Raw genomic sequence first — 12,359 nt, 5'->3', positions numbered from 1 at the left:
TCAGCCCGGCCACATCTCGTGCGACGTGTTGAGCGTCCTCAGCAATGGATGCTCGCGCAGCTTCGCCCACAAGCGTTCAATATCAGGCCATGCCGTCCGCGCGCTTTCGATGTCGGGATGCCAGGCCACGAGCATGACGAGATAGATGTCGGCCAGCGACATCGCCTCACCCACCAGCCAGTCACGGCCGCGCAAGGCGGCGTCGAGAACGGCGAAGCCGCGGTCCATCTCGGCGACGGCTGCCTGCTTGACGGCTTTCGTGCCGTCGGCATCGGCCGTGTAGCGGTAGGCGTAATACAGCCGCAGGATCGCGGGATAGAGCACCGACGACATGAACGCCATCCAGCGCAGGAACTCGACGCGGGCCGGCGCGTCGATCGCCGGCGCCAGGCTGGCCTCGGGATGGCGTTCCGCAAGCAGAATGCAGATCGCCGCCGATTCGGTCATCGAGCGCCCGTCCGGCAAGGTCAGCACCGGCACCTGGTTTAGCGGGCTGATGTCGAGGAACGCCGGATCGGGCCGGTCGGACTTCGGCACGTCGATCTGTTGGAACGGCGCGTTCGCCAGCGCCAGCGCGGCCTCGACGACGAAACCGCCGCTGCCCGGACGTGTATAGAGCTTGTACATGGAATTCTCCCCCCCGGCCTGCACCCAAAGCAGGCCGATGGGGATATGAACCGGAAGCAGGGTGCCGCTCAAGCCGGCGGCAGGCGCCACCGGCGGTTTTTCAAAGGGCCAGCAGCCGCGACGAGTTACGCGCCGAGCCCTTCGAACAGGATCGTCGACAGATAGCGCTCGGCGAAGGACGGGATGATCACCACCAGGGTCTTGCCCTTGTTCTCCGGCCGTGAGCCGACGACGATCGCCGCCTGCAGGGCAGCGCCCGACGAGATGCCGACCGGCACGCCTTCGAGGCGGGCAACGAGGCGCGCATTGGCAACCGAATCCTCATTCGAGACCTTGACGATCTCGTCATAGATCGTGGTGTCGAGGATCTTTGGCGCAAAGCCGGCGCCGATGCCCTGGATCTTGTGCGGGCCGGGCTGGCCACCCGACAACACCGGCGAGGCTTCCGGCTCGACGGCGACGATCTGGACCGAGGGCTTGCGCTTCTTCAACACCTGACCGACGCCGGTGATGGTGCCGCCGGTGCCGATGCCGGCGACGAAGATGTCGACCTCGCCCTGCGTGTCGTTCCAGATCTCCTCGGCCGTCGTCGTGCGATGGATTTCCGGATTGGCGGGGTTTTCGAACTGCTGCGGGATGATGGCGTTGGGGATCGTCGCGGCCAGCTCGTCGGCCTTGGCGATGGCGCCCTTCATGCCTTTCGGGCCTTCGGTCAGCACCAGCTCGGCGCCGAGCAGCGCCAGCATCTTGCGGCGCTCGATGGACATTGTCTCAGGCATGGTCAGGATCAGCTTGTAGCCCTTGGCGGCTGCGGCGAAAGCGAGCGCGATGCCGGTGTTGCCCGACGTCGGTTCGATCAGCGTCGTCTTGCCGGGTGAAATCTTGCCCGCCGCCTCCAGCGCCTCGATCATCGCCACGCCGATGCGGTCCTTGACCGAAGCGATCGGGTTGAAGAATTCGAGCTTGGCCACCAGGTTGGCGACGATCCCCTTCTCCTTGGCGAACTTGTCGAGCCGTACCAGGGGCGTGTCGCCGATCGTGTCGGTGATGGAATTGTAGATGCGGCCGCGGCCGGGGACGCGGGCGGAGGTGACGGGCTTGTTCATTGGTTTCGCTCCCAGGATTTCAGGCGAGTGAGAATTTCAGGCAAGTGGCATTGCAGCCGGCAAGATAGGGCTTTCAGCCGCGCAACATAAGCTGTCGGCCGGAAATATCCGAGTGGGGCGTTTGTCTAAAACGCCGTTGTCCCGGAAAAGCATTTCGCGGAAGGGCCCGACCTCGGAATGTTTTGGCTGAAAGAGTGCTACTGGCGGGCGGCGATCGCTGCCGCCGCGCCGACCATGAAGCCGGCGGCGGTGCGGTTCAGCACCTTCAGGGCGCGTGGCGATTTCAGGAACCAGCGCGCCTTGGCGGCGAGCGCCAGGTAAGGGACCAGCACGACGAACAGGACGACGACCGTCAGAGCGGCGAGAATGCTGTAGTCGGCCAGCGTGATGGTCTTCAGGTCGACGATGGTCGGCGTGATGGCGAGGTAGAAGATCATTGTCTTGGGATTGCCGAGCGTGACGGCGAGGCCGGCGGCAAAGCTCGAAACCAGCCCGCCCTTGCCCTTCCTGGCCTCAACCGTTTCGGGCGTGATGCCGGCGGTCCAGAAGCGCCAGCCCAGAAACGCCAGATAGGCGACGCCGGCCCATTTGATCGCCAGGAACACCATGCCGAAGGTCTGCGCGACAAAGGCGAGGCCGAGCACCACGGCGGTCAGATAGGTGAGGTCGCCGACCATCAGGCCGAAGAACATCGCCAGCGCCGAACGAAAGCCGGAGCCGAGCGCACGCGCGACAAGCGCGGTGATGCCGGGGCCGGGGATGGCGGCGGCGATGCCAAGGGCGGCGCTGTAGGTGAGGAAGCCGGTGAGGGTCATGGATTCGGTCTCGGATCGGAAAGCTTTATCGCATGGCGCGGGCCACGGTTGAATTCCCTGGGTGTCCGAATCCGTTGCACCAGACATGCCGGCCTTCGTCCTGCGAGGTCCCCTCATCCGGCTGCTTCGCGGCCACCTTCTCGCTGTTCGCGGGAAGAGGGATGACGCCGGCGCCGGCAATCCGGGATGAAGGGCCTGTGCCAGCCGAGCAAGATCCATCAGGAGCGGGCGCCACCATAAGTCACGCGCCAGATGGTGCCGTTGCCGTCCTCGGTGACGATCAGGGCGCCGTCGCTCGCCACCGCCACGCCCACCGGCCGGCCCCACACCTCGCCATTGGAGACCACGAAGCCGGTCATGAAATCCTCGTATTCGCCGGTCGGCTTGCCGCCCTTGAACAGCAATCGGACGACCTTGTAGCCGGTCCTGTTGCCGCGGTTCCACGACCCGTGCAGGGCCACGAAGGCGTCGCCCCTGTAGTCCTGGGGAAAACCGGTGCCGGCCGGAAAATCCTGGCGGTCGTAGAAGGCGATGTTGAGCGGCGCCGAATGCGCCTGCATCAGCACATCGGGAATGGTTGCCTTGCCGGCGAGATCGGGCCGCGCTCCCTTGTGGCGCGGATCCTCATTGTCGCCGATATAGTACCAGGGCCAGCCGTAGAAGGCGCCGTCCTTGACGGATGTTGCGTACTCGAACGGCACATTGTCGCCGAGCGCATCGCGCTCGTTGACGACGCACCACAGCGCCCCGGTCGCCGGCTGCACGGTCATGCCCGAACAATTGCGCAGGCCGGTGGCGACGATGCGGCCGTTCTTGCCGTCCGGGTCGAAGGCCAGCACGTCGGCGCGGCCGTCCTCGGAGCCCCATGTCGCGCCAAGCGGCTTCGACTTGATCCACGCTTCTAGGCCGCCATCCGGCGCCTTGCCCATGTCCTCGGCGATGTTCGAACCCGAGCCGACCGACAGATAGAGCGTCTTGCCGTCAGGCGAAAAGACGATGTCGCGCGTCCAGTGGTGGTTCGAGGGAATCTTGTCGACGATGGTCTGCGGTTCGCCGGCGGCTTTCAGCTCGCCATTGCGGTAGGCAAAGCGCACGATCCTGTCGCTGTTGGCGACATAGACCCATTGCGGGTCATTGCCCGGCGGATAGAAGGCGATGCCATAGGGCTGGTTGAGATTGCGGGCAAAGATGGCGTCTTCGGCGGGCTTGGCACTGTCCTTGGACAGGCGGTAGACGCGGATCTGGTTGGCTTCGCTGTCGGCGACGAACAGGTCGCCGTTCGGCGCGATGCGCACGGCGCGCGGATTGTCGATGCCGGAGGCGATCAGCTCGGCCGAGAATCCCGCCGGCAGTCGCGGCTTCGCGCCTGCCGGCATGTCGGCGAGCCCGGCGCTGTTCGAGGCGGATTTGGTGAGATAGGGCTTCGGAAGGTCTTCCGGCTTGATCAGGCGGCGTATACCTGGCTTGTCGGCGCGCCAGTCGCCGAAGGCGGCCGCGCCTTTCAGCACCGGTTGGTCCGCCTGCTGCGCGAAGGCCGCTGTTGCGAGAAAGAGCGCTGGAAGCACCAGGCCGGCCGATCGGATCATCTTGTCCTCCATCTGGTCGCGAAGGAAACCAACGGCAGGTCTGTCCAGAGGTTCCGCCTCATACGATGCGTCGAGGAGCGAAAGACCGGTTTCCGGTCTATGTCCCGGCAGCGTAAAAATCGTCGTCGAGGCGTTTTTCCAGCGCGACGAGATCCGCCGGCAGCGGCAGGCCCATGGCGCGCATCTCCCGCAGTTTTTCGCGCAGCTGTTCCTGGATTTCGTGCTGGTCTTCCGGTTGGTTCACCATCTCCTCGAGCAGCAGGCTGATCCGGGCCTTGAATTCTTCGAGCGCCATTCTTCTTCTCCTTGCTGCCCGTCTCTTGCTATCCGGGGCGCTACCTTAACATGCGCGATATCAGCTGCGCGGTATAATCGACCATCGGCACGATTCGGGCGTAATTCAGACGGGTCGGGCCGATGACGCCAAGCGCGCCGACGACGCGGGCATCCTTGTCGCGATAGGGCGCGACGACCAGCGACGAGCCGGACAGCGAGAACAGCTTGTTTTCCGAGCCGATGAAGATGCGCACGCCCGATCCTTGCTCGGCGAGATCGAGCAGCTGGATCAGCCCGTCCTGCGTCTCCATGTCCTCGAACAGATGCCGCAGCAGTTCGATGTCGGCCTGGGCGGTGACGTTTTCGAGCAGGTTGGCGCGGCCGCGTACGATCAGCCTTGCCGGCAGGCCGCTTTCGGCGCCCGCCCACACCGCAAGCCCCTTCTCGACCAGGTCTTGCGACAGCGTGTCGAGAGCGGCTCGCGTCTCTTCCTTGATGCGGGCGATCTCGGTCCGCGCCTCGGCCAGCGTGCGGCCGCGGATATGCGCGTTGAGGAAATTCGAGGCCTCGTGCAGCTGCGAGACGGTGATGCCGGCGGGCAGCTCGACAACGCGGTTCTCGACGTCGCCATTCTGCGACACCAGCACGGCAAGCGCCTTGGTCGGTTCCAGCTGGATGAATTCGATATGCTTCAGCGCCACCTCGTTCTTGGCGGCCAGCACCAGGCCGGCGCCGCGCGACATGCCCGACAGCATCTGGCTGGCCTCGGTCAGCATGTGCTCCAGCGTCGCACCCGAACCGGAGGCCCGCACCTGTGCCTCGATGGTGCGGCGCTCCTCGTCGGAAAGGTCGCCAAGCTCCATGAAGGCGTCGACGAAGAAACGCAGGCCGGCCTGCGTCGGCAGCCGGCCGGCCGAGATGTGCGGCGCGTAGATCAGCCCGAGGTGCTCGAGGTCGCTCATCACATTGCGGATGGTGGCCGGCGACAGCGAGGAGGGCAGGATGCGCGACAGGCTGCGCGAGCCCACCGGCTCGCCGTCCCTGAGATAGGAATCGACAATGCGCCGGAAGATGTCGCGTGAGCGCATGTCGAGTGATTGAAGTGCGAGCGGTTGCGAACCCGGATCGATTGCCTTGGTCATTCGGCCAGAAACCTCCTTGTTCAGGATATAGACTTCGGCACGGCGGGCGCAACCCGGTGTCTGTGTCGGATCGTCCGGTCCGTTTTCCTTTGCGCGCTGCCCCCCATGCGTCTAAAAGCCGGCCACGATTCCGAAAAATGACTGGAAAGAAGCCCGAATGCGCCCCTCCAAACGCCAATTCGACGAAATGCGCGCCATCTCCTTCGAGCGCGGCGTCTCCAAGCACGCCGAAGGCTCGTGCCTGGTGAAGTTCGGCGACACCCATGTCCTGTGCACGGCGAGCCTCGAGGAGAAGGTGCCCGGCTGGATGCGCAATTCCGGCAAGGGCTGGGTGACGGCCGAATACGGCATGCTGCCGCGCTCGACCGGCGAGCGCATGCGCCGCGAGGCCTCCGCCGGCAAGCAGGGCGGCCGCACGCTGGAAATACAGCGCCTCATCGGCCGTTCGCTGCGCGCCGTGGTCGATTTGCAGGCGCTGGGCGAACAGCAGATCACCGTCGACTGCGACGTCATCCAGGCCGATGGCGGCACCCGCACCGCCTCGATCACCGGCGGCTGGGTGGCGCTTTATGACTGCCTGCGCTGGATGGAAGCCCGGCAGATGGCCAGCGTCGCCAAGGTGTTGAAGGACCATGTCGCGGCGATTTCCTGCGGCATCCATGACGGCCAGCCGGTCATCGATCTTGACTATCTCGAGGATTCCTCGGCCGGCACCGACGCCAATTTCGTCATGACCGGCAAGGGCGGCATTGTCGAGATCCAGGGCACCGCCGAGGGCGAGCCCTTCTCGGATGGGCAGTTCGCGGAATTGATGGGCCTGGCCAAGAAAGGCATCCAGCGCCTGGTCAGCCTGCAGCAGATGGCGGTGGCGTAAGCCATCGATTTTCTGGTGACCCCCTCCGCCATCCTTGAATCAGCCCTGTACGTCACCGATCTGGCGGCGGCGGAAGAATTCTATGTCGGCGTGCTCGGCCTCGATCTGCTCGGCAAGGTGGACGGCAGACATCTTTTCTTCCGCTGCGGGCCGGGCGTGCTGCTGGTCTTCAATGCCGAGACGACCAAGATACCTCCGGCGCCGGACGCGCGGCTGAAAGTGCCGCCGCATGGCGCGGTCGGCGAAGGTCATCTCTGCTTCGCGGCGAGCGCTGCGGAAATCGTGGCCTGGAAAGCCCATCTGGAGGCAAAAAGAATTGCCATCGAAAGCGAATTCGAATGGCCGCAAGGTGGCCGTTCGCTCTATATACGCGACCCCTCGGGCAATTCGATCGAGTTTGCCGAGCCAAGAATCTGGGGGCTTTGATGCATTCTCTTGATGGAAAGAAGATCGTCGTCGCCAGCCACAATGCCGGCAAGCTGCGCGAATTCGCCGATCTGATGGGGCCGTTCGGCTTCGAAGCGAAGTCGGCGAAGGACTATGGCCTGCCGGAGCCGGACGAGACCGGCACCACTTTCGAGGAGAATGCCTACATCAAGGCGCTGGCCGCCGCAAAGGCGACCGGCCTGCCGGCGCTGTCGGACGATTCGGGCCTCTGCGTCGACGCGCTCGACGGCGCGCCCGGCGTCTACACCGCCAACTGGGCCGAAACCCCGGACGGATCGCGCGACTTCGCCATGGCCATGCAGCGCACCGAAGTGGCGCTGCAGGAGGTCGGCGCCGCTCTGCCGGAACAGCGCAAGGGTCGCTTTGTCGCCGTCATCTGCCTCGCCTTTCCCGACGGCGAGGCCGAATATTATCGCGGCGAGGCCGAAGGCACGCTGGTCTGGCCGCCACGCGGCGAGCTTGGCTTCGGCTATGACCCGGTGTTCCTGCCCAATGGCTTCGAAAAGACCTTCGGCGAGATGAGTGCCGAGGAAAAACACGGCTGGAAACCAGGCCAGGCGACGGCGTTGTCGCATCGCGCACGCGCCTTCCAGAAATTCGCCAAAGCGAGATTGGGAGAGGCATGAGCATGCTGCTCGACCGGGCCCCCGGCTTCGGCGTCTACATCCATTGGCCTTTCTGCGCGGCCAAATGCCCCTATTGCGACTTCAACAGCCATGTCCGCCACCAGCCGGTCGACCAGGAGCGCTTTGCCGCCGCCTTCGAGGCGGAACTGGCGACGATGCGCCAGCGCACCGGGGCGCGTGAGGTGACCAGCATCTTTCTCGGCGGCGGTACGCCGTCGCTGATGAAGCCGGAAACCGTGGCCAGGGTCCTGGACGCCGTGGCGAGGAACTGGACGGTGCCTGAAGGCATCGAGGTGACGCTGGAAGCCAACCCGTCCTCGGTCGAGGCCGAGCGCTTTCGTGGCTATCGCGCCGCCGGGGTCAATCGCGTCTCGCTCGGCGTGCAGGCGCTGAACGACAAGGATCTGCGCTTCCTCGGCCGGCTGCACAATGTCGATGAAGCGCTGCACGCCATCGGCCTCGCGCGGGAAATATTCCCAAGGCTGTCCTTCGACCTGATCTACGCCCGGCCCGGCCAGACGCCGGAGGCCTGGGCGGCCGAGCTCGAACAGGCGATCGGCCATGCCGCCGATCATCTGTCGCTCTACCAGCTGACCATCGAGGAAGGCACGCCCTTCCATGCACTGCATGCGGCGAAGAAGTTCATCATTCCCGACAATGACCATGCCGCCGACCTCTATGCGCTGACGCAGGAGATTACGTCCGCGCATGGCCTGCCGGCCTACGAGATTTCCAACCACGCCAGGCCGGGCGCCGAGAGCCGGCACAACCTGACCTATTGGCGCTATGGCGAATATGTCGGTGTCGGTCCCGGCGCGCATGGCCGCTTCGTCGAGAATGGCCGCCGCACGGTGACGATAGCCGAGCGGATGCCGGAAACCTGGGCCAACCTTGTCGAGGCCAAGGGCCATGGTGTCACCGGCGGCGAGATCCTGACCCGCTCGGAAGAGGCCGACGAATTCCTGCTGATGGGGCTGAGGCTCGCCGAAGGCATCGATCTCTCGCGCTACGAGGCGTTTTCCGGGCGCGGCCTGTCGAGCGCGCGGCTGTCCATGCTGCAGGGCGAGGGGCTGGTGGCGCCGATCGGCAATGCGCGCCTGCGCGCCACGCCGGCCGGCATGATCGTGCTCGACGCCGTGGTGGCCGACCTGGCGCGCTGATCCTTGAAAAACGTCCTTTTCGTCTGCAGCCAGAACCGCTTGCGCAGCCCGACCGCCGAGCAGGTGTTTTCAACGCGCCGGGACATCGAGGTCGCATCGGCGGGGACCAACCATGATGCCGACACGCCGCTGACGCATGAGCTGGTCGCCTGGGCCGACATCATCTTCGTCATGGAAAAGGTGCACCGCACCAAATTGCAGAAGAAATTCAAGACGAGTTTGAACAAGGCCCGAATCATCTGCCTCGATATACCGGATAACTATGAATTCATGGATTTGGAGCTGATTGAGCGCCTGAAGGCGAGCGTTTCACGCTATCTGGGGTGACAGATGGCTTGCCGCGCGTGCCTGACCATGACGCGTCGGCCACCGCGCAATCCGAACCCGAGTCGACCTCAAAGAAGAAATCCTGATGGTGAAAATCGCCGCCGTCCTCCCAGGATTGTTGGGTGAGGCCACAGCCTGCGTAGGAAAACACGTCGATCTTTGTGGCTCGCGGCGCCTGGATCCATTGCTCGCCAACTTTATGGAACATGTAGTGTGACGTGGCTGGATCGTCTGAACGCATATGCAAGTGGATGCCCGGCATCGCGAATTGCGGATCAATGTCCAGTTGCAGATAGGCGGCGGAGAGACCTTGGACGGTTATCCAGTCCCGGCTGGAAACAGGCTGGTTGATTGCCGGGTAGCGAATTCTCGCGAATTCCCGTTCCTCGGTTTCGCCGACCAGTACCCCTCGGAGCGAAAGCGTCTTGCCAAAGAGGCCGCTGGCAGCCGTTGCCCTGAACTTGACCGTTCGTGGGCTTCGGGAGGCTGATGAGGAGCCGGCCTGCGCGTTGTTTCTTGTATCGGCCGGGGACGTGAAGGCAAAAAGGCCGACCGCAAGGGCCAACATTCGCGGACCAACCAGCTTTTCAGTCGCGACGCGCCTCAATTTGTCAGCGATCTCGTCAGGCGTCGTGCTTGAAACGGCGCTTGCCGCGATCCTTCTCGGCATGCGCCTCTCCGCTGCGGGCCGGCTTGGCGTCGGCCTTTTCGCGGCGAACGCTGTGCTGGTCGTTCATCGGATGCGGGGGCACGCCTTCCCTGGCGCTTTTCGTTTCAAGACGGGTGATGAAGATATCGAAGCGATTGGGCATCGTTCGGTCAGTGCTCCGTCGTGCTGTCTGGTTTGTTGTCGGAAAGCCTGACATTGGTGGGCAAGGGCTTGGCGGCCCACTTGGTCGGGCTGGCGTCGTTCTCGGCGGGCAGGCGCTTTTCCCTGGGCGGGGAGGTGCTGTTGCGGCCGGCATAGTAGGGCGCGAAAGCGTCCTGTATCTTCAGGCTGTCCATCCTGTCCTCCCTTGGGAATCAGGGGCTAAATCTGCCAAACCCGGTTTCGTTCCCTACTGTGGCGAAGGAATGGCGCTTAGCTTACATCGGCGTGAGTTTTGCAAGCCGGCACCAGCCGTGCCAAACAAGATCTGGCAGGCCAGACAGGGCTGAACGGAGACGGCATCGGTGACTGACGAGACGGGCAAGCGCAGCTATGTGGTCGGGCAGACCGAGATCGTGGCCCGTCCGCTCGGGCCGGCGCTCTATCTGGTGGCGACGCCGATCGGCAATCTCGCAGACATCACGCTGCGCGCGCTGGAGACGCTGGCCGCCGCCGACATCGTCGCCTGCGAGGACACGCGGGTGTCGCGCGTGCTGCTCGACCGCTACGGCATCCGCCGCCGCACCACGGCCTATCACGAACACAATGCCGGCGAGGCCGGGCCGAAGCTGATCGCGGCCCTTCAGGCCGGCCAGAGCGTGGCGTTGATTTCCGATGCCGGCACGCCGCTCGTCTCCGATCCCGGCTACCGGCTGGTCGGCGAGGCGATCGACCACGGCATTCGTGTCGTGCCGATCCCTGGTCCGTCGGCACCGCTTGCCGCGCTGACAGCGTCCGGTCTGCCGTCGGACGCCTTTCTGTTCGCCGGATTTCTGCCGGTGAAGGTTGGCCAGCGGCTGGCGCGGCTGGAAGCGCTGAAGGCCGTACCGGCAACGCTGATCTTCTTTGAATCGCCGCGCCGGCTGGCCGAGTCGCTGGGCGCCATGGTCGAGGCGTTGGGCGGCGAGCGAAAGGCTGCCATCGGCAGGGAATTGACCAAGACCTTCGAGGAAATGCGCATCGGCGCGCTGCGGGCGCTGGCCGACCACTATGCCGCGGCCGATACGCCAAAGGGCGAGATCGTCGTCTGCGTCGGTCCCGCCGAGGCCAAGGCGGACGAGCCGGCGGATATCGACCGCCTGCTGTTGTCGCTCGCCGCCGAAATGCCGGCCTCCAAGGCAGCGGCGGAAGCCGCGAAGATGACCGGGGGCCAGAAACAGGCTCTCTACCGTCGGCTTCTGGAGCTCAAGGATGCTTCCGGAGAGGGGAGTGGCTGAGCGCCCCAGCGCCAGCCGCCAGAAAGCCTATCGGCGCGGCCATCGCGGCGAATGGCTGGCGGCGGCAGCTTTGATGCTGAAGGGCTACCGGATTCTCGCGCGCCGCCATCGCACCCGTTTCGGCGAGATCGACCTGATCGCGCGGCGCGGCGACCTGGTGCTGTTCGTCGAGGTCAAGGCGCGCCGCACGCTGATGGAAGCCATGGAGGCGATCAGCCATGAATCGGAGCGCCGCATCGAGGCGGCGGCCGACATCTGGCTATCGCGCCAGGCGGATTATGGCAGGCTGTCGATGCGCTTCGACATGGTCGCGGTGCTGCCATGGCACTGGCCGGTGCATGTCGAGAATGCTTTTTATGGACGGAATTAGGGGAGCATTTGACCGGCGTTGCTCGCCCTTCGCGGGCTCAGGGCGTTCGTCGTTCGGAAAGCCAAGCAATTGGCTTTCCGTCCGCTGCGCGGAACACTCCTCACCCCCAAACCATCAATGCCAGCAATCCGACAATCCCCACCACCAGCCGCCACCAGCCGAACAGCGAGTAGCCGTTGCGCGAGACGTAATCGAGCAGGAAGCGCACCACGAAGAGCGCGGTGACGAAGGCGGCGACGAAGCCGATCGCGATGATCGGCAGGTCGGCGGATGTGAGCACGTTGCGGTTCTTGAACAGGTCGAAGGCAAAGGCGCCGACCATGGTCGGAATGGCGAGGAAGAAGGAAAATTCCGCCGCCGCCCGCTTGTCGACCCCCAGAAGCAGCGCGCCGACGATGGTCGAGCCGGAGCGCGAGGTGCCGGGGATCAGCGACAGGCACTGGAAAAGCCCGATCTGCAGGTAAAGCCTGGTCGGGAACCGCTCGACGTCGCGATAGACCGGCTTCAGGTTCATGCGGTCCACCACCAGCAGGATGACGCCGCCGATGATCAGCATGATGCAGATCAGCCTCGGTGATTCGAACAGCACCGTCTTGATGAAGTCGTGCGCCAGCGCGCCGATGATCGCCGCCGGCAGGAAGGCGATCAGGATGCCGATGACGAAATGCCTCGTCAGCCGGTCATGCGGCAGGTCGAGGAGCATCTGCCACAGGCGGCGGAAGTAGACGCTGAGGATCGCCAGGATCGCGCCGAGCTGGATCAGGATCTCGAAGGCCTTGCCGGTCGAATGAAAGCCCAGGAAATGGCCGGCAAGCAGGATGTGTCCGGTCGAGGAGACCGGTATGAATTCGGTCAACCCCTCCAGCAGGCCCAGCAGCAGGGCTTCGACGAAGGTCTGGCTTTCCATGGCTACCTCGG

The 12,359-nt window shown here is 64.6% G+C and carries 17 protein-coding genes; 7 read left to right on the top strand and 10 right to left on the bottom strand.

The window, feature by feature from the left end:
• The 6 genes from EB815_RS04310 to hrcA all read right to left on the bottom strand — a co-directional run bounded on the left by EB815_RS04310 (nt 1) and on the right by hrcA (nt 5,552).
• Nucleotides 1-627, bottom strand: coding sequence for a glutathione S-transferase family protein (locus EB815_RS04310; RefSeq protein WP_056576325.1), 627 nt, complete (start codon nt 625-627; stop codon nt 1-3).
• 125 nt (nt 628-752) lie between these two features.
• Nucleotides 753-1,733 (bottom strand): cysteine synthase A, encoded by a 981-nt coding sequence (cysK, locus tag EB815_RS04305; RefSeq protein WP_056574005.1) that lies wholly within the window; start codon nt 1,731-1,733, stop codon nt 753-755.
• A gap of 197 nt (nt 1,734-1,930) precedes the next feature.
• The gene (locus EB815_RS04300; RefSeq protein WP_056574002.1) at nt 1,931-2,548 is read right to left on the bottom strand and encodes a LysE family translocator; all 618 of its coding nucleotides are present in this window, start codon (nt 2,546-2,548) and stop codon (nt 1,931-1,933) included.
• 218 nt (nt 2,549-2,766) lie between these two features.
• A complete protein-coding gene (locus EB815_RS04295) occupies nt 2,767-4,134 on the bottom strand; it encodes a PQQ-dependent sugar dehydrogenase (protein WP_081295060.1) in 1,368 nt (455 codons plus the stop codon).
• 97 nt (nt 4,135-4,231) lie between these two features.
• A complete protein-coding gene (locus tag EB815_RS04290) occupies nt 4,232-4,429 on the bottom strand; it encodes a hypothetical protein (protein WP_013892036.1) in 198 nt (65 codons plus the stop codon).
• A gap of 40 nt (nt 4,430-4,469) precedes the next feature.
• Nucleotides 4,470-5,552: a heat-inducible transcriptional repressor HrcA gene (gene hrcA / locus EB815_RS04285; protein WP_010912575.1), complete on the bottom strand. Its 1,083-nt coding sequence runs from the start codon at nt 5,550-5,552 to the stop codon at nt 4,470-4,472.
• Between the two features lie 157 nt (nt 5,553-5,709).
• On the opposite strand from hrcA, the gene rph reads away from it, so the two are divergent.
• From rph to EB815_RS04260, 5 genes are read left to right on the top strand one after another with little or no spacing between them, the layout of a single operon-like run.
• Nucleotides 5,710-6,426, top strand: a complete 717-nt coding sequence (gene rph, locus EB815_RS04280; protein WP_056573995.1) for a ribonuclease PH — start codon at nt 5,710-5,712, stop codon at nt 6,424-6,426.
• A gap of 15 nt (nt 6,427-6,441) precedes the next feature.
• Nucleotides 6,442-6,852 (top strand): VOC family protein, encoded by a 411-nt coding sequence (locus EB815_RS04275; protein ID WP_056573992.1) that lies wholly within the window; start codon nt 6,442-6,444, stop codon nt 6,850-6,852.
• Complete coding sequence (gene rdgB, locus EB815_RS04270) at nt 6,852-7,499, top strand: RdgB/HAM1 family non-canonical purine NTP pyrophosphatase (RefSeq protein ID WP_056573990.1); 648 nt, start codon at nt 6,852-6,854, stop codon at nt 7,497-7,499. Before EB815_RS04275 ends, rdgB begins: the two co-directional genes overlap by 1 nt.
• Complete coding sequence (gene hemW / locus EB815_RS04265; protein ID WP_056573987.1) at nt 7,496-8,659, top strand: radical SAM family heme chaperone HemW; 1,164 nt, start codon at nt 7,496-7,498, stop codon at nt 8,657-8,659. Before rdgB ends, hemW begins: the two co-directional genes overlap by 4 nt.
• 3 nt (nt 8,660-8,662) lie before the next feature.
• Nucleotides 8,663-8,986 carry a low molecular weight protein tyrosine phosphatase family protein gene (locus EB815_RS04260; RefSeq protein WP_056573984.1) on the top strand — a complete coding sequence of 108 codons (324 nt, stop codon included), beginning with the start codon at nt 8,663-8,665 and terminating at the stop codon, nt 8,984-8,986.
• Here the strand turns inward: EB815_RS04260 and EB815_RS04255 are convergent.
• Genes EB815_RS04255 through EB815_RS04245 form a run of 3 tightly spaced genes read right to left on the bottom strand, consistent with a single transcriptional unit; the run spans nt 8,928 to nt 9,991 of the window.
• Nucleotides 8,928-9,656 (bottom strand): hypothetical protein, encoded by a 729-nt coding sequence (locus EB815_RS04255; RefSeq protein ID WP_155772483.1) that lies wholly within the window; start codon nt 9,654-9,656, stop codon nt 8,928-8,930. The two genes, EB815_RS04260 and EB815_RS04255, sit on opposite strands and share 59 nt — an antisense overlap.
• Nucleotides 9,610-9,798, bottom strand: coding sequence for a hypothetical protein (locus EB815_RS04250; RefSeq protein WP_056573981.1), 189 nt, complete (start codon nt 9,796-9,798; stop codon nt 9,610-9,612). The genes EB815_RS04255 and EB815_RS04250 overlap by 47 nt, the downstream gene beginning before the upstream one ends.
• A 7-nt stretch (nt 9,799-9,805) precedes the next feature.
• The gene (locus tag EB815_RS04245) at nt 9,806-9,991 is read right to left on the bottom strand and encodes a hypothetical protein (protein ID WP_056573978.1); all 186 of its coding nucleotides are present in this window, start codon (nt 9,989-9,991) and stop codon (nt 9,806-9,808) included.
• Between the two features lie 168 nt (nt 9,992-10,159).
• Here EB815_RS04245 and rsmI point away from each other — a divergent pair, with 168 nt between their 5' ends.
• Entirely contained in the window at nt 10,160-11,071 is a 912-nt protein-coding gene (gene rsmI, locus EB815_RS04240) for a 16S rRNA (cytidine(1402)-2'-O)-methyltransferase (protein ID WP_056573975.1), read from the top strand.
• Entirely contained in the window at nt 11,064-11,441 is a 378-nt protein-coding gene (locus EB815_RS04235; RefSeq protein ID WP_056573973.1) for a YraN family protein, read from the top strand. Before rsmI ends, EB815_RS04235 begins: the two co-directional genes overlap by 8 nt.
• A gap of 100 nt (nt 11,442-11,541) precedes the next feature.
• Here EB815_RS04235 and EB815_RS04230 read toward each other — a convergent pair whose 3' ends face one another.
• The gene (locus EB815_RS04230; protein WP_056573971.1) at nt 11,542-12,348 is read right to left on the bottom strand and encodes an undecaprenyl-diphosphate phosphatase; all 807 of its coding nucleotides are present in this window, start codon (nt 12,346-12,348) and stop codon (nt 11,542-11,544) included.
• Between the last annotated feature and the right edge of the window lie 11 nt (nt 12,349-12,359).

The sequence above is a fragment of the Mesorhizobium loti genome (assembly GCF_013170705.1).
Classification (GTDB): domain Bacteria; phylum Pseudomonadota; class Alphaproteobacteria; order Rhizobiales; family Rhizobiaceae; genus Mesorhizobium; species Mesorhizobium loti_D.
The sequence above is the reverse complement of the archived record's forward strand: the minus strand, read 5'-3'. Positions and strand labels throughout refer to the sequence as shown.